Source organism: Vreelandella aquamarina, from assembly GCF_044805175.1.
GTDB lineage: Bacteria > Pseudomonadota > Gammaproteobacteria > Pseudomonadales > Halomonadaceae > Vreelandella > Vreelandella aquamarina_B.
Window position 1 is genome coordinate 690,800 of record NZ_CP085232.1, and the last position, 20,706, is coordinate 711,505.

Genomic DNA, 20,706 nt, shown 5'->3' on the forward strand with positions numbered 1-20,706 from the left:
TATGCAGGCTTTGCCTTACCCTAACGCCTTCTTTACTCAAGCATAAGGCGAGTGGCGATGTGGGAAAGCTATCTAACGGGCTTAGTGGTTTGCGGCGGCATTATCATGGCGATTGGGGCGCAGAACGCCTATGTGCTGGGGCTGGCCATTCGCCGCGAGTATCACTGGTGGTCGGCGGGGCTGTGCATTAGCGCGGATATCATCCTGCTCACGGCCGGTATGTTTGGTGCCAGCGCGTTTTTGCTCACTATGCCCAACGCTATGGAAACCATGCGCTGGGTAGGCGTGCTGTTTTTGAGCTGGCTAGCGGCACAAGCGCTGTGGCGCGCCGCCAGCGGCCGCGAAGGCTTAAAGGCCAACAGCGCCAAAGCGCGTAGCCTGCGCGGCGTGCTGCTGGCGACACTGGCTGTCACGGTACTTAACCCGCAGGTGTATTTGGATACGTTGCTGTTAATTCCCGCCATTGGCGCTCAGCAAGAGAGCGCCAGCGTGTTTGTGGCAGGGGCTTCAACGGCGTCGATTCTCTGGTTTAGCCTGCTGGCCTGGGGCGGCGCGGCGCTGTCGCCCTGGCTCACCCGCCCCGGCGCTTGGCGCACCATTGATGGGCTGATTGGCCTGATGATGGCTGCCATCGCGGTGCACCTCGCGCTCGGCTCGGCGCTGTTGTAGGGGTTGATTGACGCGTTACGCCTGATCGAAGTAGCGTTTGATGATATCCAGCACCTGCTCAATATCGCTGTCGCTGATATCACGATGCACCACCATCCGTGTGGCGTAGAGCAGTTCTATCAGCACGCCATGTTCCTTGAGCCAAGCGGCCAGCGGCGCGACATGCGCTTTGTCGATCTGAACAAACACCATATTGGTGGCCTGTGAGGTCACCTCAATGGCGGGAAAGGCGGCCAAGCCTTCGGCCAGACGAGCTGCACGACGGTGATCGTGGGCCAAATCCGCTACGTGGTGATCCAGCGCGTGCTGGCAGGCGGCGGCAATAATGCCTGATTGGCGCATGCCGCCCCCTACTACCTTACGCCAGCGCCGAGCGCGGTCGATAAAAGCTTGGGAACCCACCAGTGCCGAGCCCATGGGCGTGCCTAGCCCTTTCGAAAAGCACAGTGAAACGCTGTCGAAGGGCTGGCAAAGCTGCTTTATTGAGGTGTCCGTCGCGACGACGGCATTGAAGAGCCGAGCACCGTCTAAGTGGGTAGCGAGACCATGCTCTCTAGCCAGCGCGGTGGCCTGCTGCACGTACTCGGCAGACAGTACCTTCCCGCCAATGGTGTTTTCCAGCGCCAAGAGCCGGGTGCGGGCAAAGTGAAAATCGTCGGCTTTGACGGCGGCGGCGATTTTTTCCAACGGCAGGCTGCCATCCGGGGCGTTTTCAATCGGCTGCGGTTGAATGCTGCCCAACACGGCAGCGCCGCCCCCTTCATAGCGATAGGTGTGGGCGCTCTGGCCGACAATATACTCATCGCCCCGCTCGCAGTGAGCCATTAACCCCACCAGGTTGCTCTGGGTGCCGCTGGGGAACAGCAGCGCGGCCTCTTTACCGGTACGCTCGGCCAGCGTGGCTTGAAAGGCATTCACCGTTGGATCATCGCCCCATACATCATCCCCTAGCGGAGCCGACATCATGGCTTCCTGCATGGCAGCGGTGGGGCGTGTCACCGTATCGCTACGTAAATCAATCATAAGACTCTCACTCAGGTGGCCCTCCCGAAAAGGGCACTATGAATATAAACAGCTATGGTTATCGCAGACATTGCGACATCGTTTTATATCCAACTCTACCGTATGGCAACCTAGCATAGGCGATAAGATGGACCTTAAAAGTGGCTACCCGTTTTGGACGGTCAAAAATGGTTTGTTAACCCCTTTTCCGCAGCTTACCCATGATCTGCAAACGGAAACAGTGATTATTGGGGGAGGGATCACCGGCGCCTTAATTGCCGATGAGCTAAGCCGTTACGGCCATCAGGTAGCGGTACTAGAGCGTCGCGACGTAGGGTGGGGCAGCTCTGCCGCCAGTACAGCGCTACTGCAGTATGAGATTGATACCCATATGGTGCATTTGGCCGAACAGTATGGCGAAGCCAACGCGGTAATGGCGTATCGTCGCTGTGCCGACGCAATCCGCTCCCTGGAAAGCTTGGCCGCTGAGCTAGGCAATGTGGCGTTTAGCCGCCAGCAAAGCCTCTACTTTGCAAGCCAGGAAGAGGACGTTGCTGCTTTGAAGGCCGAAATTGCAATGCGCAAGCGCTACGGCTTTGAGGTGGCTTGGCTGGATCGGCCCGCCATCGAAGCGGGCTACGGCTTTTCAGCGCCAGGGGCGATTCTCTCCTCACTGGCCGCCAGCGCCGACCCTTATCGCATGACGTATCACCTATTGGAGGGCGTGGTGCGGCGGGGCAGCAAGGTATTTGATCGCACCCAGGTCGAACGGCTGGAGAGTGACGACCAGGGTGTGGACGTTAGGCTACGCAATGGTGCCATGCTGCGCTGTCAGCAGGTCATCATCGCCGCAGGGTACGAAAGCCAGTCATGGCTACCGTCGCCAGTGGCTACCAATCGCAGCAGCTATGCGTTTGTCACCGATCCGTTGCCCCGCGAGATGTTAGGCAAGCTTGGCCACACCCTGGTGTGGGAGTCGGCGCGGCCGTACCTCTACCTGCGCTCCACCCAAGAGGGGCGACTGTTGATCGGAGGAGAGGATGACGATGAAGATATTGCCGAGCGTCGGGACGCGCGGGTAATGGAAAAAGCTCAAACGCTGGCGGCAAAGGTCGAAGCGCTCTGGCCTGACCTCAAGATTAACCCGACGTTTTGTTGGGGAGGCACCTTTGCGGAAACCGACGACGGCTTGCCCTACTTCGGCCCCCACGAAGCACTGGGGCCACGGGTGCATTTCGCCATGGCCTATGGGGGGAATGGCATTACTTACAGCATGATAGGTGCCCAACTGCTGCGTGCGCTGATTGAAAGACGCCAGCACCCATTAAGTGCACTGTTCTCGTTTCAGCGGGAGCGGCATGATACATAACTAAGCAGCGGGTAAAGCGCTACACTACGAATAGCTATGTCATGTACTGATATCGCCTGCCTGTTGGATAGTGCTGTGTAGAGTACTGTGTAGAGTACTGTATAGAGTGCCGTGTGTTTGATAAGCGAGTGCCTTTCATGAGTCCCACCCTTTATCTGCGTGCCCTGGAACGTAACGACCTGCGCTTTGTGCATGAGCTCAACAATAACCAGAGCATTATGTCGTACTGGTTTGAGGAGCCCTACGAGTCGTTTGATGAGCTGGAGGAGCTGTATAACAAGCATATTCACGATAATGCGGAGCGGCGCTTCGTTGCCGAAGACAGCAGCGGTAACGCGATTGGGCTGGTGGAGCTGATTGAGATTGACTACATCCACCGCAGCGCTGAGTTTCAAATCATTGTTACCCCGGAGCATCAAGGCAAAGGGTTCGCCCGCTCGTTGATTCGCCAGGCGCTGCACTACTCCTTCACGATCTTAAACCTGCACAAGGTTTACTTGATTGTGGCAGTCCAGAATGTCAAAGCGATCCACCTCTATGAGGAGAGTGGGTTTATTGAAGAGGGGCACTTAGTGCAGGAGTTTTTCATCAACGGCAAATACCGTGATGTAAAGCGGATGTATATCCTGCAGGAGACGTATCTGGCGCAGTTAGGCGGGCAGCCGGCAGAAGAGGGCGGGTGGGGCTAGGGGGCGCTAAATTCATCTAGTGAGCGTTGATTAGCAGCGCCCGCTTGGTTGGTATTTCACCAAGGCCGGGCGCTGGCCGCCGTATTACTGCTGGCGCATATAAGCTGCAATGGCATCAAAAGCCGTTTGCTGCTGCTGGGCACGCTGCGCCCATACTTCCATGACATCGACTTCCATCGCCTGACATTGTTTAGCTACATGGTGCATGGCGAGCACTCCTGATGAGGTTGATGAATCGTTTTTGTTATACACAGCTTGCGTTGTGTAGCGCGGTAAATTAGCTGTGGTGTGAATATTAGGCGCTTCCAGTGGACCTGACTAGTCCAAAAGAAGTAAGCAATTTGCTACTGCGTGTAAGAAAATGCTTACAAAAAAGCGCTAAAATATATAGATCATTGAATGGAAAAGGTTTTCATAATACAAAAAAGCCGACAGGCAGCGTCGGCTTGGGGTGTTATCTTTTCGTCTATAGAGGGGTAAAAGTAAGAAAATCGCGCTATTCAGCAAAAATAAGCGATAAACGCTTCGTTAGCCGCGTGCTGCCACTGTGCCTGGCATTGCCAAAAAGCCAGCACTTCCTCATCACGCGCCGGTATTGCACTGATGATAGTCATCACATGGTCCTCCGGTGGGACAACACTTACCAGTGTAGCCCCTTTTTTGTTGCGCTGCAGCATAGTGCTGGTGAAGTGTTGCTGCGTCTGGAGAAGCGGACACGTCCCGCGCCATGCTATGTTGGTGGTTAAGCGCATAACAAACCAATAACTAAGAGCAAAATCTGATGACGCTCATGACGACCCCCTCGGCTACCCAGCCATGTGACCGCTGGGTGCCCACCCCAAGTGGTGACGTGTTTACCCGTACCTGGGAACCAGCCAATGCACGCTCAGATGTCCCCATTGTGTTGTTTCACGACTCGCTAGGCTGTGTCGATCTATGGCGCAGCTTTCCCGCAGCGCTATGTGCCGCGACGCGGCAGCCGGTCATTGCTTACGATAGGCTTGGCTTTGGCCGCTCCGATGCGTGCCGAACGCCTCCGCCGCTCAGTTTTATCGATGATGAACCCACAGGAAGCTTTGCAGCACTACGCGAGGCCTATCAGATAACGCGCTTTATTGCCCTGGGCCATAGCGTGGGTGGCTGCATGGCGGTGCACTGCGCCGGGCGCTACCCGGATCAGTGCCAGGGGTTGGTGACCATTGCCGCCCAAGCGTTTAATGAAAACCGCACGCGGCAGGGGATTGAGGACGCAAAAGCTGCTTTTGAAGCGCCGGAACAGTTTGCCAAGCTGGCCAAGTACCACGGCGATAAAGCCCGTTGGGTGCTCAACGCCTGGACGAACACCTGGCTAAGCCCCGAGTTTGCAGAGTGGTCACTCATCCCTGCGCTTGAACAAGTGCAGTGCCCGACGCTTGTGCTGCATGGCGAGAAAGACGAGTACGGCTCGCACCGCCAGCCTGAGCGCATTGCCCGCTATACCCAAGGCCCCGCTCACTGCGAAATGCTGCCCGGTATCGGTCATATTCCTCACCGGGAGGCGGAAGACGTGGTAGTGGAGTTCGTCCGCCAATTTATCGCTCGCCTTGCCTATTAACGGCCTAAGCCCATGTAAGCATCACGTGAGACGTTCTATGCGTTTGAGAGTCTTATCCGATCTTCATTTAGAGCATTTTGATGGCCATCGTGAGCTGCCGCCTGTTGAGGCAGATGTGGTGGTGTTGGCAGGGGATATTCATCGCAGAGCAGAAGGCCTGGCGTGGGCACGGCAGCAGTTTCCCGACCTGCCTATTCTCTACGTGCCGGGCAACCATGAGTTCTACGGCACCTGCATGCCGTTGCTGCGCCAAGAGTTAGCGCTAGAAGCTGCTCGGTATGATATTGAGCTGCTGGATAATCGCAGCGTGACCATTGATGGCGTGCGCTTTTACGGCACGACGCTCTGGACGGACTTTGCGCTCTATGCCGATGACCCCACCCGCGACCCCGCCGAGACCGAAGCTAAAGCGCTGCGCTACATGCCCGATTTCCGCATTATTACCACGTCTCCCGGCCAGGTGTTCACGCCTCAAGCCAGCCAAGATGTGCACCGTGAGGCGCTGGAATGGCTGAACAGTGAACTCCACCAGCCTTTCGATGGCCCCCGTGTCGTCGTTAGCCATCATGCACCGTTGCATGCCTGCATTCCCGAGCAGTACCTGGGCGATGCGCTCTCTCCCGCCTTTGCCTCCCACCTCCCGCAGCTAATGGGAAAGATGGACTTGTGGATTCACGGCCACGTACATGAACCGGTGGATATGCTACACAGCGGCACCCGCGTTATCGCCAATCCCGGCGGCTATCCTGATGAGTTTTCGCCGCCAATGTTTCGGCCTGATTGGGTGGTCACAGTGGGCGAATAAGGGCTGAAATGACGCGCTGCTCTATAACCTAGCTACACTCCTACCTGTGACGAACAGTTGCTCATACAACCACAGGGAGTGATAGGCGATGGAATTATTAGAAACGGTGCTAGGACCACTTCGTGATGGTTTATATGCGGTCATGATGCCCGTCAGCAACTTTATCTGGAGCTATATCCTGGTTTATCTGCTGCTCGGTGCTGGCCTGCTGTTCACGATGATGACGCGTGGGATGCAGTTTCGTCTGTTCAGGCATATGGCGTATGTGACTTTCACGGCTCGTGGGGCTGGTGATGGCATCAGTGGCTTTCAAGCATTTGCCACCTCCATGGCGGCCCGGGTGGGTACCGGTAATCTCGCAGGGGTGGCCCTGGCGCTGTGGATTGGCGGGCCAGGGGCGATTTTTTGGATGTGGGTGACGGCGTTGCTGGGCTTCGCTACTGCCTTTATCGAGTCGACGTTGGCACAAGTGTATAAGCACCGCAACGAAGATGGCGTCTTTCGCGGTGGCCCCGCGTTTTATATTGAGCGCTGTCTCGGCTGGCGCTGGTTGGGGTCGCTGTTCGCCGTGTTCTTGATCATTGCCTACGGACTGGCATTTAACGCCGCTCAATCCAATACCATTGCCCAGGGCATGAACGGTGCGTTCGGTGTTCCTAACTGGCTGACCGGCTTGGTCATTGCCGTGTTGGCTGGCTTTGTGATCTATGGCGGCCTGAAATCGGTAGCGCGCACCGCCGAGAAGATTGTGCCGGTGATGGCAATTGCCTATCTGCTGGTGGCGCTATGGATTCTATTTGCCAACCTCTCCGCCGTGCCCGATATGCTTTCACTGATCGTGATGAGCGCCTTTGGTTTAGGCCCGGCGGTAGGTGGCGCGGCGGGTTACGCCATTAAGGCGGCAATGGAAAACGGCATCAAGCGCGGTCTTTTTTCTAACGAGGCCGGTATGGGCTCGACCCCGAACGCAGCCGCCCAGGCCACCGTGAAGCACCCAGCGGCCCAAGGGCTGGTGCAATCCTTTGGGGTGTTTGTCGATACCATCGTGATTTGCAGCTGCACGGCGGTGGTGATTCTGCTCTCCGGTGTGTACGAGCGGCTGCTGTCGGAGTCGCCGGGGGAGAGCATCGAAGGGATTCAGCTTACCCAAGATGCCATGGTGGATCACCTGGGGGGCTTTGGTGAAATCTTTATCGCGCTGGCTATTCTGTTCTTTGCCTTTACCTCTATTCTGGCGAACTTCTCGTTCTCTTCGGTGAATATTGAGTACCTGTTCCGCCGCCACGCCAAAAAAGCGGTTGGTGTTTTTAAAATCGTCATCCTCGCCATGGTGTTGCTGGGCTCCGTCGCGGAACTCAGCGTAGTCTGGGACTTTGCCGATCTTGCCATGGGGCTGATGGCGACCACCAACCTGTTTGCCATTCTCTTGATGGCACCGATTGCGGTCTCGGTGTTGAAGGATTACGAACGCCAGCGGCGCCAGGGCATCGAGGAACCGCTGTTCGACCCCGCGATACTCAAAAATCCAGAGCTGGTGGATGAGGATGTGTGGCCAGTCAGGGAAGAAAAACCGGCAGCGCGATAAGGTGTAGAGCGGCCCGAGAGCCGCTCTTTGCCATTTTTTGCCATGTAGGTTAAGCGGAATGCTTCTCTACTAGCAGCCCACAAGAGGGCGCTGCCCAGCGGTTGTCAGCAGTGAAGACCACGTCGCACACTACGGGCGAATAGTAGCGGCGCACTTCTTCATCGATGCGCTGGCGCAGGGCGTCTTGGTTCGCTAGCGTTGCCTCGGGTAACGCTTTGGGGAGTACGACATGGACAATGACGTAGAGCAGGCGGCCAGGGCGCACCATACGCACGCGGACTTCCTGGGTGTCAATATCGGCAAGGCCGCGTGCTACCGCTTGGCGTACCGGCTCGGCAACGGCTTCTTCCGGGGTTTTGTTGAGTAACTCCCTAAGCGCTTGTGATGCCATACGCACGGGCACCCCCAGGCAGAGTACTACCACTGCAATCACCAGCACGGCATCTACGTAGGGCAACACGGCCCGCCAGCCTAAGCGTTCAAACAGTATCACCAAGCAGAACGCCGCCAGCACTGCCCCTGAAATCACGCTGTTGACCAGCCAGTTCATTTTATCGGCAGTCACCAGAGGGCTACTGACATGGCGCTGGCTACGGTGCATGACCCAGGCGGTCAGCGAGCAGGCGGCGGTGGCAAAGATCGCATAAATCACCGCCAATCCCGCTGAAATTTCCCTCCCGCCGGTGAGCAGTGCCGCCATGGCGTCCACCAGCGCAAAGATAGAGACGCCTAAAATCAGTAACCCTTTGCATAAGTTAACCAGTGACTCGAAATAGCTGTAGCCAAAAGGGTACGACTCGCTATCCGGGCGGCTGGCAAGTTTGCTGACCTTGATGGTCACTAATGCCACGCTAAAGTAGATAAGATTAAACAAGCCATCCAGCATAATGGCTTGGGAGTTCGAGGCTAGCGTCGCCACGATACCGGCACAGCCAATCAGCAGCGCCATGAAGGCGGAAAAGGCTAAAGTACTGGATTCTGTCTTCACGAACGTATGGCTCCCATGCCTAGCGAATCAAGAGGCTGGGAAGCATAGCAACATCATGGTGGGCAATGTCAGTGGTTTATACCGCAGTAAAATAACGCCGCTTGGCGGCGGCGCTATTTACTGGTGAGTCTATTGGCCCTCAATCCATACTTCATCGCCCTTAAAACCCACGCGCCAGACGCGTAGCTGTAGGCTGTCGTCCTCCAGGCACTGCCCATCTTCCAGACGGAAGTGCTGTTTATAGAGGGGGGAGGCAACCACGGGACTGCCTTTTATATCCCCGACAATGCCGCGGGCAATCACATAGGCATTTGAGAAAGGGTCGAAGTGATCCAGCGCATAGAGCTCGTTGCCGTGGCCAGGCAGGTAAAATAGCGCCACTTGGGCGGGGCCTTCCGGTGTGTTCAGCCAAGCGGCGACGCCGGAAAAGGCCACGAGGTCTGCTTTTGTGCAAAGCGGCTGCCAAGCGTCGGTGCTTACCGTATGTTTCAGTGCGGTGGCGGTCATGGTGATCCTCCATTAGTAGGGGCTGGTTTAGGCAGGGCGTAGCTGGCCGCGCTCGGAAGTCATGATGATGGAAGGGTCGGGTCGCGCATCGTTCACGAAGCTTCTAAAACGCTTGAGCTTTTCCGGGTCGCTGATGGCGTTGGCCCACTCGCACTGGTAGCTATCCACCACGTGCTGCATTTGGCGCTCCAGCTCATCGCTGATACCCAGGCTGTCTTCTAGAATCACCTCTTTCAGGTAGTCCAGGCCGCCCTCCAGGTTTTCCCGCCATACCGAGGTTCGCTGCAAACGGTCAGCGGTGCGCACGTAGAACATCAAAAAGCGGTCGATGGTGCGGTAGAGCTGCTCGTCATCTAAATCGGTGGCGAAGAGTTCCGCATGGCGGGGGCGCATGCCGCCGTTGCCGCACACGTACAGGTTCCAGCCGTTTTCGGTGGCGATAATGCCAATGTCTTTGCTCTGCGCTTCGGCGCACTCCCGGGTACAGCCGGAAACCCCGAACTTGATCTTGTGCGGTGCGCGCAGGCCCTTGTAACGGTTCTCAAGCTGAATTGCCATGCCGACACTGTCCTGCACGCCGTAGCGGCACCAGGTGCTGCCCACACAGGATTTCACTGTGCGCAGCGACTTGCCGTAGGCGTGGCCGGTCTCAAAGCCCGCTTCAATCAGTTCGCCCCAAATGGCCGGCAGGTCTTCTAGCCGTGCGCCGAACAGGTCGATGCGCTGGCCGCCGGTAATCTTGGTGTAGAGCTGGTATTTCTGGGCCACTTGACCTAGCACCACCAGCTTGTCGGGGGTAATTTCACCGCCCGCAATGCGCGGCACTACTGAGTAGGTGCCGTTTTTCTGCATATTGGCCATGAAGGTGTCGTTGGTGTCCTGCAGCGGCACGTGGGCGGCATCGGTAATCGGTTCGTTGAAGCAGGAGGCGAGAATCGAGGCCACCGCCGGTTTGCAGATATCGCAGCCCAGGCGGTGGGTGTCGGCATTGCCGTGCTTCTCCATCAGCTCGCTGAACGTCTTGATGCCTTCGACACGCACGATGTCGTAAAGCCCTTGGCGGGTATGGGAGAAGTGCTCGCAGATCGATTTATCCACCTCAACGCCGCGGGCCTCCAATTCGTGATCCACCACGCTTTTCAACAGCGCCGCGCAGCCGCCGCAGCCGGTGCTGGCTTTGGTGGTGCCTTTAACGCTGCCAAGGTCAATAGCCCCTGTATCAATGGCGCTACAGATACTGCCTTTCGTCACGTTGTGGCAGGAGCAGATCATCGCCGTTTCCGGCAGGGCATCCGGCCCCAGCGCCGGGGCAGCACCGCTTTGTTGCGGCAGAATGAGTGAAGCAGGCTCCTGGGGCAGTTCAATCCCGTTGGCGTAGTACTGCAACAGCGTGTCATACACACTGTTATCGCCCACCAGCATGGCCCCCAGCAGCTTCTTACCGTCGCTGGTGACGACCAGTTTGCGGTAGACCTGGGTGAGCGGGTCTAGGTAGCGGAACATGCGGGCGCCGGGGTGTTGATTGCCGTGGGCATCGCCAATGGAGCCGACATCCACACCCAGCAGCTTTAGCTTGGTGCTCATATCGGCACCGCGAAAGCGGGTGTCTCCTCCTGTTAGCGTGGCGACGGCCGTTTTGGCCATTTGGTAGCCAGGCGCCACGAGGCCAAAAATACTCTGATTCCACAGCGCCACCTCGCCAATAGCGAGAATGTTCGGGTCGCTGGTGCAGCACTGGTCATCAATCACCACGCCGCCACGCTCGCCAATGGTCAAGCCGCATTCGCGGGCTAAAGTGTCCTGGGGGCGTATACCGGCGGAGAAGACGATTAGGTCGGCTTCCAGCACTTTGTCGTCTTGGAAGACCATGCGTAGGCGGCTGGATTCGCCGGGTTCGATACGCTGGGTGGCCCGTTCGGTGAGCACCTGAACCCCTAGAGATTCGATTTTCTCTTTCAGCAGCTCGCCGCCTTCGCTATCTACCTGCATGGGCATCAGGCGCGAGGCGAACTCCACCACGGCGGTATCCAGGTTCAGCCCGCGCAGCGCGTTGGCGGCTTCCAGACCGAGCAAGCCGCCACCCACGACCACGCCGTTGGTGGCGGTTTTGGCCGCTGCCTGAATGGCATCCAAGTCATCCAACGTCCGGTAGACCAAGCAGCCTTCGCTGTCGTTGCCGGGAATGGGCGGCACAAAGGGGAAGGAGCCGGTCGCAAGCACTAATTTGTCATAGGGGTAGCGGCCCTGCGCGGTCACTACCACTTGCCGTTCGCGGTCAATGGCCGTGACGGCTTCACCGCTGCGTAGGGTGATGCCGTGGGTCCGGTAGTAATCGCCATCGCACAGCGCCAGCGACTCCGCATCACGACCGCTAAAGTATTCGGATAGATGTACGCGGTCGTAAGCGCGGTGGCGCTCTTCGCCAAAAATCGTCACCTCAAACCCTGCCAGCGCGCCGCTTTCCACGAGCTGCTCGGCAAAATGGTGGCCGACCATGCCGTTGCCTACAATGATCAACTTTTGCGTGTTGGAAGACGTGGTTGGAGTAGACATTGTGTGATTCACCATAGCTAAGCCGCCTCACGGGTGAGAGATAAAGGGGATGACAGGGTGTCGAGAGGGTTATCGAGCGCTGTTTGGGCATCGGTTGCGCCAAACAGCAACAGGTGGCGGCACGCGGTTAGGTCGGTCGCGGCCAGCGCCTGCTCGAAATACCAGGGGCCGTGGCGGGTATCGCCATACAGCACCGCGCCGATGAGGCGGCCTTGATGGAGCAGCAGGCGGCAGTAGTCGCCGGTTTCCGGGTCTTGGTAACGAAGCTCTTCGTGCTTGGCGGCGGCCTCGGTGGGGCCAAAGGCAAACAGGCTGACACCGCTGACTTTTAGCTTGGTGGCCGTGGGGGCTTCTTGATACGCCGCTGGGTGTTCACCACACAGCACGGCGGCCAGCACTTCTACCTGCCGCCAAATTGGCTCCACCAGCCCGTAAGTGTGCTGCTCGAACTGGCAGCATTCGCCCAGGGCATAAATGTGGTCATCTGAGGTGGTGAGGTGCCCATCCACAAGAATAGCGCGGTCGCACTCAAGCCCGGCTTGCTGGCCCAACTCTGCATTGGGGGTAATGCCTGCCGCCACGATGACGCTATCGGCAGCTAGCTTTCGGCCATCGCTCAGTGTGACCGACTGCACCTGCCCGTGGCCGTTATCTTCCAAGGCAGCAAGCGATGCGCCGGTTTCAATAGTGATACTACGCTCGCGCAGCGTGGCTTCCAGCAATTGGGCGGCAGTGGTGTCTAGCTGGCGGTTCATCAACCGCTCGCTGCGCTGCAAAACGCTGACGGTGAGCGCGCTACCGCCCCGTTTACGCAGCCCTTCAGCGGCTTCCAATCCAAGTAAGCCGCCGCCAATTACCACGGCGTTGCCGCCTTGCTGTGCAATGGCTTCCAACGCGTCGGCATCGCGCAGGTCACGAAACGTGTGAACACCGTCAAGCGTGATGCCAGGCACCGCTGGCAGCGTGGGGCGCGAGCCAGTGGCCAGCACCAAGCGGTCATAGCTTAAGGTTTCGCCGTGATGCGTGATAAGCAGGCGGCGTTCGCGGTCGATGGAGGTCACGCGGTCGCCAAGCGTCAGTGTGATGTTGTTATCGGCGTACCAGGCGGCGTCTTGCAGAGTGAGCGCCTCAGGCGCCAGTTCGCCCGCCAGTAAAGGAGAGAGCAAAATGCGGTTATAGGCAGGTACTGGCTCCTCACCCACCACTGTGATACGGCGGAGGCGCTGCGGATGGCGAACCAGCGCTTCAAGCAGTCGGTGGCAAGCCATACCGTTACCGATAATGACGAGGTGTTCGTTCGGTGAGCACCGGGAAGCGGTTTCCATAGGTAGCTCCTGTGGTTGAAACATAATGTTCAGCAAATAAAAAACGCCCCTGACACAGCCCTTTCAAGAAGGGAGTGTCAGGGGCGCCGTTGCCCGTTGGCGTTGTTGATAACGCACAGCAACCGCCGTTGGCTGCCGAACTGTCTTACCTTACGGTGAGCAAAAAGCCCGCCAGCTTTTGCCACAGGTGAATTAAAATCAGCCTAATCAGCATATTAAGAGTGTTTGAGGAAAAAGCAGGCCGCTAACGGTTTACTAGGCTTGCCCTATGTTGGTGCTTTGGAGGAGGCTGGTGCACTCTCTTCAAACGCTTATCGGTCAAGGGTCAGCGTTTTGGCAAGCGATAGGGTTATGAGGTGTTTTTTAATTGTATGTTTTTAAAACATTTTTATGATTATTTAGCGGCCTGGGCGCAGGGTTTGCAGTTATTCTGGTAACAAGCAACAACGGCTCAGTGCAGGGTCTTTGCCCATAACGATTACAACGACTAATTGCGTCGAACAATACCAACTGCAGCAAATCACTGATGAGTACGGCACCCGGTAAGCGGTGCCCCTGAGACAACGGCGTCCAGGCAGGCTTCTTTTAGAGGCTGGCTTGGGCGCTTTTTGCTTTTTAACGCCGGAGGAGACTGCCATGCCACAGGCCAATCGGCTCGCCCGAACCACTTGCCCCTACTGCGGCGTCGGCTGCGGCGTTACCGCCACGCTGGAAAACGGGCAGCTCATCGCCGTCGAAGGAGACCGCGAGCACCCAGCCAACTATGGCCGCCTGTGCGTGAAAGGCACCGCGCTGCACGAAACCTTGGGCGAACAGGGGCGGTTGCTCAAGCCGCGCGTAGATGGCCAGGAGGTCGCTTGGGAGCAGGCGCTCGCCACCACCGCCGAACGCTTGCAGGCGCAGCGCAGCGCCCACGGCCCGCAGTCGGTGGCGGCATACTTATCTGGCCAGTTATTAACCGAAGATTATTACGTCGCCAACAAGCTGTTTAAAGGCTTCTTGGGCACCCCGCACCTGGATACTAACTCGCGGCTCTGCATGGCGTCCGCCGTGGCGGGCTATAAGCGCGCTTTTGGTGCCGATGCGGTGCCCTGCAACTATAAGGATTTAGAAGAGGCGGAGCTGGTGGTGCTGGTGGGGTCTAACCTTGCCTGGAATCACCCGGTGCTGTATCAGCGCTTGAAGGTAGCCAAAGAGCGCAACCCGCTCATGCGAGTCGTGGTGATCGACCCGCGAGTGACCGACACCTGCGAAATTGCCGATCTCTATTTGGGCATTCGCCCGGGTAGCGATGCTTACCTATTTAACGGGCTGTTGGCGTGGATGGACGCCCACAATCGCTTGGATAATGTGTACCTAGAGCGCCACACCGAAGGGGTGGAAGGTGCGCTGAGCGCCGCCCAGCAGAGTTTAGGACAGAGTGCGGGCAGCGTGGAAGCCGTCGCCCGCGAGTGTGATGTGGACCCTGAACGCCTGGAAACCTTCTATTACTGGTTTGCCAGCCAGCTGCATGTGGTCACCCTCTACTCCCAGGGGGTGAATCAATCCTCCAGCGGTACCGATAAGTGCAACGCGATCATCAACTGCCACCTAGCGGGTGGGAAAATCGGTTTGCCGGGGGCGGGGCCGTTTTCGATTACCGGCCAGCCCAACGCCATGGGCGGGCGAGAAGTGGGTGGGTTGGCCAATCAACTGGCGGCGCATATGGACTACCACACGCCGGGCGCTCGCGAGTTAGTTAGCCGCTTCTGGACCACCAAGCATTTAACCCCAGAACTGCCTGACGCCCCGGGTTACAAGGCGGTAGAGCTCTTTGATGCCATCGAGCGTGGCGAGATTACCGCCCTGTGGGTGATGGCGACCAATCCAGCGGTGAGCATGCCGGATGGAGAGAAAGTGCGCCGCGCGCTGGCAAAATGCCCGCTGGTAATTGTCTCGGAGTGCGTCGCCAATACCGACCTGCTGCCCTTTGCGGATATCGTACTGCCCGCTTCAGGCTGGTCGGAGAAGGATGGCACGGTGACCAACTCAGAGCGGCGAATTTCCCGCCAGCGGGGGATGCTGCCTCCCCCCGGCGAGGCGAAGCACGACTGGTGGATACTCTGCGAAGTGGCTAAGCGCCTAGGTTTTGGTGAAGCGTTCAGCTATACCCACCCGTGGGAGATTTTCGATGAGCACGCGCGCCTCTCCGGGTATGAGAATAGCGGCGACACCCAGCGGCTGTTCAATATCTCAGGGCTGGCAGGCTTGGGCCAAGCGGCTTATGATGCGCTCGCACCGATCCAGTGGCCCGTTACCCAACAGGCACCCCACGGTACGGCAAGGCTATTTGAGGATGGCCAGTTTGCCACGGCAAATGGTCGGGCCAAACTACTGCCGATTACCCCACGCCTGCCGCAGCAGCCGCTGAGTGCCGCCTACCCGCTGCGCCTGAATACCGGCCGCGTGCGGGACCAGTGGCACACCATGACGCGAACCGCTCGTGCGCCGCGCTTGATGAACCACCGCGCCGAACCGTTTATCGAGCTGCATCCAGAGGACGCCGCCCAGGCGGGCTTGGCGGATCAAGGTTTGGCTAGGCTAAGCGCTGCCGCCGGTGAGTACCGAGGGCGGGTGCGAATCTCCAACGCCCAGCGCCGAGGCGAAGTGTTCGTGCCCATGCACTGGACCGACTGCTTTACCAAGCAGGGTCGCAGCGGGGCACTGATTAAAGGCTATACCGACCCGCTATCCGGGCAGCCGGAAGCCAAGCAGGGGGCGGTAGCGGTGAGCAAACTCCCCGTTGCTTGGCAGGCGACCCTGCTGCTAGCCAACGAATTTGATGCGCAACCATCGCCATGGTGTCGCAGCGACTACTGGGCTCGTATCCCGATGGCAAGCTGTACCCGGTGGCAGCTAGCGGATAGCCAACCGGTCACGGATTGGCTAACGCAGGTAGAGGCATGGTGCGGTGTGCCTGCCTCGCTGTGGTGTGACGACCCCGCATCAGGCAGGCTGCGCGCAGCGGGCATTGAGAATGGGCAGCTACGCTGGTGGTTGATGGTCGGGCCACCCGAAGAGCTGCCTGGGCTTGCCTGGCTTGAAGCGCGGTTTAACGACGCTACCCTGGAGTTACAACACCGCCGACGTCTGCTGGCTGGTTGTGATGATGGCGCTGTCGATACCGGCCCCGTGGTATGCAGCTGCCACCAAGTAGGCCAAACCACCATTGTGAAGGCGATTCATGCAGGCGATACCAGCGTTGAAGCGCTGGGCGCACGGCTGGCCTGCGGCACCCAGTGCGGCAGCTGCCTACCGGAACTGAAAGCAATACTTGAAGAGGAGCGGCCCCATGCGCGCACTAAGCAAACAGTTAACCCAGAAATGGCCTGAGGCGCTGTGTCGCCTGGGCCAGCGGGCGTGGGCGTCCTTCAGCCGCGATACCGCTGACCGTTTACGCCTGCCGTTAAGCGGTGCCTGCCACTCAGGCACCGTCTATTTGGTCGGCGCGGGCAGCGGTGATGTCGAACTGCTGACGCTGAAAGCCGCACGGTTGCTGATGCAGGCAGACGCAGTGGTGTATGACCGCCTCGTCGGCGACGAGGTGTTAGGACTCATTCCTCCGGGCACCGAACGCTACTACGTCGGCAAGGCAAGCGGCCATCATAGCGTGCCCCAGGCGGAGATTGGTGAGCTGATCGTCTCCCTGGCCCAGGCAGGCAAATCGGTAGTGCGCTTGAAGGGCGGCGACCCCGGCGTGTTTGGGCGTATGGGCGAAGAGTTGGCAGCTTTGGCGGAGGCCGGGTTGCCTGCAGAGATTGTGCCGGGCATTACCGCCGCTTCAGCGGCGGCAGCGGGGATGGGGATTCCGCTTACCGACCGCGGCCACGCCCAGCAGGTGCGTTTTATTACGGCGCAGCTATGTCGGGAGGGGGGTATGCCGGACTGGACGTCGCTGGCGCGCCAGGATGAAACTTTAGTGTTCTATATGGGGCTTTCCAAAGTGGCGGCTATTTGCCACGGCCTACGCCAAGCGGGCCTACCCGATACCTGGCCGATCATGCTGGTGGCCAACGCCAGCCAGCCGGAGCAGCAGGCCCTAGTGGGCACGTTGGCCGATATGCCCGAGCGCCTCGCCGCACAGCCGCTGCCATCGCCCTGCTTGATTATGGTGGGTAGCGTGGTGAGCATGGTGGCCCATAGCCCCGCCGTCACCAGCGCGCAGTCGCAGCTTCACCAGCAGTATTGATGGCAGGATGTCGTTTTTTTACAAAGGTCAGGGTTGAAGTTCCAGAGTGCTCTCCCCATGTGTGTTAACACGCTATCAAATTGAGCGAGTCGGAAATGGCGCAAATTGCTGGGCTTGATCGCCACGAGCGTATAGCGAACCCGGATTTTGCCCCTCAATGGGATGATCAGCCGCTAGGTAGCTAAACGGGCGTATAGTAAAAACCTCTGTATCAATGGGAACTGTTGGTGCAGAGGGTGTTCCTATAGGGCGGCGGCCATTAACGACGCCTTATAGGTTTCTCCTTCATTAACCAGGAGTTAAGCGTGAAACAGCATAAAGTTCGCGATAATGCGCTAAAAGCGCAGCTACGCACCCCGATGTTTAAGATGCAGCAGCAAACCCCTAAAAAGGGTAAGGGCAGCTACTCTCGTAAAGGGCGCAACGACCGTCACGGCGCACTGGGAAGGCATCGCCAAGCCGCTTAGCCAGGCGTTTTGGCGATGTCTTCCCCAGGCATCACTGCACGCTGTTTTGCCAGCCTGCAGACTCTCATCAGCTTGGCCGGCCACCGAGTCGGCTTTTTTAATTAACCACTCTCTCAACCGGTACCATATGGCAAACTTCCATCCGGTAGCCTGATTGATAAATGCTGCGTAGCCGAAGCCCATGACGACCATCTAGCTCTAGTTTGCGACGTAGGCGGCTTACATGGGTATCAACGGTGCGGGTTGATACATTGCCTTTTATCCCCCATACCAGCTCCAGAATGTGTGCACGGGTGAGTAGTTCGCCAATTTTGGAAAAAAACAGAGTGGCTAGACGGTATTCTCGCTCGGTTAATTCAACAGATTTACCTGCCACGCTAATAGCATGCTCCTCGTTGTTGATCTCAAAGTCACTTGGGCATGTAGCTGAGGGTCTAGGAGTATCGTAGCCAGCGCGTCGGCCTAGGGCGGCAATTCGAGCAAGAAACTCTTTAGGGCGTAGGGGTTTAGCCAAAAAATCATCGGCACCTTGTTCAAGTGCCTTGACAACATCGTCTTCATCTTGACTTGCCGTGATAAACAAAATTGGCCCGCGCCAGCCGTCATTTTGGCGTAGGTGACCAACCATATCCATGCCACAACCATCCGGCAGGCGCCAGTCAATAATGAAAAAGTCGAAGCGCTTTTCTTGAGTTGCGCGCCTTAGCTCGCTTGCCCGGCCAAACAGTGATACATCGTGGTCTGCAGAAAGAAGACACTGCTCAATAAACGCCTGTTGGTCGAGATCATCTTCAAGCACACCGATATGCATAGAATATTACCTATTTTATCGTGTGATAAATCTCACACCGCAGGAAGGGTAAAAATAATGTTCCAATTCTAGTTGAGATTAGGGGTGTGACACAAAGTTTTACATTTAACGATGTTGTAAAAGATTTTTTTGAAGTGCCTCCTCGTCACAAGCACACTAGCGCTGAAAGTAAGCGGGGGTGCTCAGTGGTATCCTTCTGCCTGCAAATGGAACAACGTTGCATAGCGTCCGTTGGCTTCTAGGAGCGTTTCATGGGTGCCGCGCTCAATAATGCGCCCTTGGTCAATGAAAATAATCTGGTCAGCGCTACGTACGGTTGAAAAACGATGAGAGATAAGAATCGTCATCTTATCGCGACAGTGTTCACGAAAGCGGGCAAAGACATCGGCTTCCGCGGCGGCATCCATAGCGGCGGTAGGCTCGTCTAGTACTAAAATATCGGCGTCTTTACGCATGTAAGCGCGGGAAAGCGCCACTTTCTGCCACTGGCCGCCGGATAGCTCCTGGCCGTTTTTAAACCAGCGCCCCAGTTGGGTTTGATAGCCGCTGGACAGGCGGCTAATAAAACCATCCGCCATGCCCTCTTTTGCTGCCTGCTGCCAACGGTGAGTATCTTCAAAGGCGTGGGTGTCGCCTACACCAAGGTTTTCACCCACCGTTAGCTGGTAGCGAACAAAGTCTTGGAAGATCACGCCAACTCTTTCCCTCAGCGCCTGGGTGTCCCAGTCGTTAAGGTCGCTGCCATCCAGCAAAATGCGCCCTTTAGTGGGGCGGTAGAGCCGGGTCAAGAGCTTGATCAGTGTGGTTTTGCCCGAGCCATTTTCACCCACCAGGGCAAGGCTGCTGCCGGGAACGATATGCAGAGAGATATCGTGCAGCACGTCGTGGCCGCCGGGGTAAGCAAAGCTCACCTGTTCGAAACGCAGCCCGTCGTTGGGCACGGCGCCTTGGGTCAAGTGGCCTGCATCGGCCTCGGTGGGCTGCTCCAGATATTCGTAGAGGTTGGAAAGGTAGAGGTTATCTTCATACATACCACTGATGGCGGTCAGACTGGCGGAAAGCGCGCTTTGCCCCTGCTTAAACACCATTAAGTACATGGTCATTTGGCCCAGCGTCAGCGTACCCGCGACGGTTTCGATGACCACCCAGCCGTAAGCGGCATAGAAGGTGAGCGTGCCTAATAGACCTAGCACGAAACCCCAACCCTCCCGGCGCAGCGTCAAGCGGCGATCTTCGGCAAACAGCTGATGGAAGATATCCCGGTAGCGCTGCAGGAAACGTTGCTCTAAACCAAACAGCTTGACCTCTTTAATGCTGTCTTCCCGAGCCAGCACGGTTTCCAGGTACATCTGCATGCGGGTTTGCGGCGAGCGCCAGCGAAATAGCCGGAAGGCATCGCCGGAGAATTTCGCTTCGGAAAGAAACACCGGCAGCGCCCCCACCACTAAAATCAGCAGCGCCCAGGGGGAAAACTGCACCAGCAGAAAGGCAAAGCTGCCAAGGGAAATGGCGTTTTGCAGCAGCCCAAAGGTTTTATTGACCAGTGCTAGTGGGCGGGTCGAGGCTTCACGCCTGGCGCGGGTGAGCTGGTCATAAAGCTCTGAGTCTTCAAATTGGCTTAGCGACAGCGTGCCCGCTTTTTCCAAAATCATGACGTTGACTTTCTGCCCAAGCAGCGCCCTTAACAGCGACTGCTGAGCCGAGAGGCCACGCTGGGCTAACGCCATCAGGGCAATGATGCCGCCTTCCAACGCCACTAACCCCAGCACCGGAGTGAGCGTCTCCCATAAGTTAGGGTTGCTCGCCGCCTCATAGCTTTCCATGGCCTTCAGCACGCCATCGACGATCAATTGGCCCACATAGGCGGCCACGGCGGGCAGTACGCCAGCCACAAGCGTGCAGAGCGCTAAGCCCAGCATCATCCAGCGGGAGGTTTCCCATACCAGGGCCAACGCACGGCGACTGTAGCGAAACACGCTAAAAAAACCGTTAAACGGAGAGGATGAGGGGGAAGAGGAGGGCGGCATCATAGCGTTAGCAACATCGAAGTAAGGAGCACCAGCATCAATAGGCCGCCATGATGCGGTGCTTTGGCGTTGATAGCCAGCCTGCTG

General features: G+C 57.7%; 17 protein-coding genes. 9 read left to right on the plus strand and 8 right to left on the minus strand.

Features of this window, described 5'->3' with window-relative positions; genetic code table 11:
* Positions 1 to 57 precede the first annotated feature (57 nt).
* Positions 58 to 669, plus strand: a complete 612-nt coding sequence (locus tag LG300_RS03240) for a LysE/ArgO family amino acid transporter (protein WP_404376981.1) — start codon at positions 58 to 60, stop codon at positions 667 to 669.
* A 15-nt stretch (positions 670 to 684) separates the two neighbouring features.
* On the opposite strand, the gene ltaE is transcribed toward LG300_RS03240, so the two are convergent.
* Positions 685 to 1,692, minus strand: coding sequence for a low-specificity L-threonine aldolase (ltaE, locus tag LG300_RS03245; protein WP_404376982.1), 1,008 nt, complete (start codon positions 1,690 to 1,692; stop codon positions 685 to 687).
* A gap of 127 nt (positions 1,693 to 1,819) precedes the next feature.
* On the opposite strand from ltaE, the gene LG300_RS03250 reads away from it, so the two are divergent.
* Both LG300_RS03250 and speG read left to right on the plus strand, forming a co-directional pair.
* Positions 1,820 to 3,040, plus strand: a complete 1,221-nt coding sequence (locus LG300_RS03250; RefSeq protein WP_404376983.1) for an NAD(P)/FAD-dependent oxidoreductase — start codon at positions 1,820 to 1,822, stop codon at positions 3,038 to 3,040.
* Between the two features lie 137 nt (positions 3,041 to 3,177).
* Complete coding sequence (speG, locus tag LG300_RS03255; protein ID WP_404376984.1) at positions 3,178 to 3,729, plus strand: spermidine N1-acetyltransferase; 552 nt, start codon at positions 3,178 to 3,180, stop codon at positions 3,727 to 3,729.
* A gap of 84 nt (positions 3,730 to 3,813) precedes the next feature.
* Here speG and LG300_RS03260 read toward each other — a convergent pair whose 3' ends face one another.
* Positions 3,814 to 3,936, minus strand: coding sequence for a hypothetical protein (locus LG300_RS03260; protein WP_404376985.1), 123 nt, complete (start codon positions 3,934 to 3,936; stop codon positions 3,814 to 3,816).
* 574 nt (positions 3,937 to 4,510) lie between these two features.
* Here LG300_RS03260 and LG300_RS03265 point away from each other — a divergent pair.
* The 3 genes from LG300_RS03265 to LG300_RS03275 all read left to right on the plus strand — a co-directional run bounded on the left by LG300_RS03265 (position 4,511) and on the right by LG300_RS03275 (position 7,713).
* Positions 4,511 to 5,323, plus strand: a complete 813-nt coding sequence (locus LG300_RS03265) for an alpha/beta fold hydrolase (RefSeq protein ID WP_404376986.1) — start codon at positions 4,511 to 4,513, stop codon at positions 5,321 to 5,323.
* Between the two features lie 37 nt (positions 5,324 to 5,360).
* The gene (locus LG300_RS03270; protein WP_404376987.1) at positions 5,361 to 6,128 is read left to right on the plus strand and encodes a metallophosphoesterase; all 768 of its coding nucleotides are present in this window, start codon (positions 5,361 to 5,363) and stop codon (positions 6,126 to 6,128) included.
* A gap of 88 nt (positions 6,129 to 6,216) precedes the next feature.
* The gene (locus tag LG300_RS03275) at positions 6,217 to 7,713 is read left to right on the plus strand and encodes an alanine/glycine:cation symporter family protein (protein ID WP_404376988.1); all 1,497 of its coding nucleotides are present in this window, start codon (positions 6,217 to 6,219) and stop codon (positions 7,711 to 7,713) included.
* Positions 7,714 to 7,762: 49 nt separating this feature from the next.
* Here the strand turns inward: LG300_RS03275 and LG300_RS03280 are convergent, their stop codons facing one another.
* From LG300_RS03280 to LG300_RS03295, 4 genes are all read right to left on the minus strand, one after another.
* A complete protein-coding gene (locus LG300_RS03280; protein WP_404376989.1) occupies positions 7,763 to 8,701 on the minus strand; it encodes a cation diffusion facilitator family transporter in 939 nt (312 codons plus the stop codon).
* A gap of 129 nt (positions 8,702 to 8,830) precedes the next feature.
* Entirely contained in the window at positions 8,831 to 9,208 is a 378-nt protein-coding gene (nirD, locus tag LG300_RS03285; protein WP_404376990.1) for a nitrite reductase small subunit NirD, read from the minus strand.
* 27 nt (positions 9,209 to 9,235) lie between these two features.
* The gene (gene nirB, locus LG300_RS03290; protein ID WP_404376991.1) at positions 9,236 to 11,761 is read right to left on the minus strand and encodes a nitrite reductase large subunit NirB; all 2,526 of its coding nucleotides are present in this window, start codon (positions 11,759 to 11,761) and stop codon (positions 9,236 to 9,238) included.
* A gap of 17 nt (positions 11,762 to 11,778) precedes the next feature.
* Positions 11,779 to 13,086, minus strand: coding sequence for an NAD(P)/FAD-dependent oxidoreductase (locus LG300_RS03295; protein WP_404376992.1), 1,308 nt, complete (start codon positions 13,084 to 13,086; stop codon positions 11,779 to 11,781).
* Between the two features lie 636 nt (positions 13,087 to 13,722).
* Here LG300_RS03295 and LG300_RS03300 point away from each other — a divergent pair.
* The 3 genes from LG300_RS03300 to arfA all read left to right on the plus strand — a co-directional run bounded on the left by LG300_RS03300 (position 13,723) and on the right by arfA (position 17,781).
* On the plus strand, positions 13,723 to 16,458 hold the full coding sequence (locus tag LG300_RS03300) for a molybdopterin-dependent oxidoreductase (RefSeq protein WP_404376993.1): 2,736 nt from the start codon (positions 13,723 to 13,725) through the stop codon (positions 16,456 to 16,458).
* The gene (cobA, locus tag LG300_RS03305; RefSeq protein WP_404376994.1) at positions 16,418 to 17,314 is read left to right on the plus strand and encodes a uroporphyrinogen-III C-methyltransferase; all 897 of its coding nucleotides are present in this window, start codon (positions 16,418 to 16,420) and stop codon (positions 17,312 to 17,314) included. Before LG300_RS03300 ends, cobA begins: the two co-directional genes overlap by 41 nt.
* A gap of 305 nt (positions 17,315 to 17,619) precedes the next feature.
* On the plus strand, positions 17,620 to 17,781 hold the full coding sequence (gene arfA / locus LG300_RS03310; protein WP_404376995.1) for an alternative ribosome rescue factor ArfA: 162 nt from the start codon (positions 17,620 to 17,622) through the stop codon (positions 17,779 to 17,781).
* A 97-nt stretch (positions 17,782 to 17,878) separates the two neighbouring features.
* On the opposite strand, the gene LG300_RS03315 is transcribed toward arfA, so the two are convergent.
* Entirely contained in the window at positions 17,879 to 18,592 is a 714-nt protein-coding gene (locus LG300_RS03315) for a response regulator transcription factor (protein ID WP_404376996.1), read from the minus strand.
* Positions 18,593 to 18,774: 182 nt separating this feature from the next.
* Positions 18,775 to 20,622 carry an ABC transporter ATP-binding protein gene (locus tag LG300_RS03320; protein WP_404376997.1) on the minus strand — a complete coding sequence of 616 codons (1,848 nt, stop codon included), beginning with the start codon at positions 20,620 to 20,622 and terminating at the stop codon, positions 18,775 to 18,777.
* Positions 20,623 to 20,706 lie beyond the last annotated feature (84 nt).

Excerpts from the sequence above, each read along its gene's own strand:
- LG300_RS03315 (WP_404376996.1), bottom strand. The coding sequence starts at position 18,592 with ATGCATATCGGTGTGCTTGAAGATGATCTCGACCAACAGGCGTTTATT.
- nirB (WP_404376991.1), bottom strand. The coding sequence starts at position 11,761 with ATGTCTACTCCAACCACGTCTTCCAACACGCAAAAGTTGATCATTGTA.
- LG300_RS03320 (WP_404376997.1), bottom strand. The coding sequence starts at position 20,622 with ATGATGCCGCCCTCCTCTTCCCCCTCATCCTCTCCGTTTAACGGTTTT.
- LG300_RS03265 (WP_404376986.1), top strand. The coding sequence starts at position 4,511 with ATGACGCTCATGACGACCCCCTCGGCTACCCAGCCATGTGACCGCTGG.
- cobA (WP_404376994.1), top strand. The coding sequence starts at position 16,418 with ATGCGCGCACTAAGCAAACAGTTAACCCAGAAATGGCCTGAGGCGCTG.
- ltaE (WP_404376982.1), bottom strand. The coding sequence starts at position 1,692 with ATGATTGATTTACGTAGCGATACGGTGACACGCCCCACCGCTGCCATG.
- speG (WP_404376984.1), top strand. The coding sequence starts at position 3,178 with ATGAGTCCCACCCTTTATCTGCGTGCCCTGGAACGTAACGACCTGCGC.
- nirD (WP_404376990.1), bottom strand. The coding sequence starts at position 9,208 with ATGACCGCCACCGCACTGAAACATACGGTAAGCACCGACGCTTGGCAG.
- LG300_RS03250 (WP_404376983.1), top strand. The coding sequence starts at position 1,820 with ATGGACCTTAAAAGTGGCTACCCGTTTTGGACGGTCAAAAATGGTTTG.
- LG300_RS03275 (WP_404376988.1), top strand. The coding sequence starts at position 6,217 with ATGGAATTATTAGAAACGGTGCTAGGACCACTTCGTGATGGTTTATAT.
- LG300_RS03300 (WP_404376993.1), top strand. The coding sequence starts at position 13,723 with ATGCCACAGGCCAATCGGCTCGCCCGAACCACTTGCCCCTACTGCGGC.
- LG300_RS03240 (WP_404376981.1), top strand. The coding sequence starts at position 58 with ATGTGGGAAAGCTATCTAACGGGCTTAGTGGTTTGCGGCGGCATTATC.
- LG300_RS03295 (WP_404376992.1), bottom strand. The coding sequence starts at position 13,086 with ATGGAAACCGCTTCCCGGTGCTCACCGAACGAACACCTCGTCATTATC.
- LG300_RS03270 (WP_404376987.1), top strand. The coding sequence starts at position 5,361 with ATGCGTTTGAGAGTCTTATCCGATCTTCATTTAGAGCATTTTGATGGC.
- LG300_RS03260 (WP_404376985.1), bottom strand. The coding sequence starts at position 3,936 with ATGCACCATGTAGCTAAACAATGTCAGGCGATGGAAGTCGATGTCATG.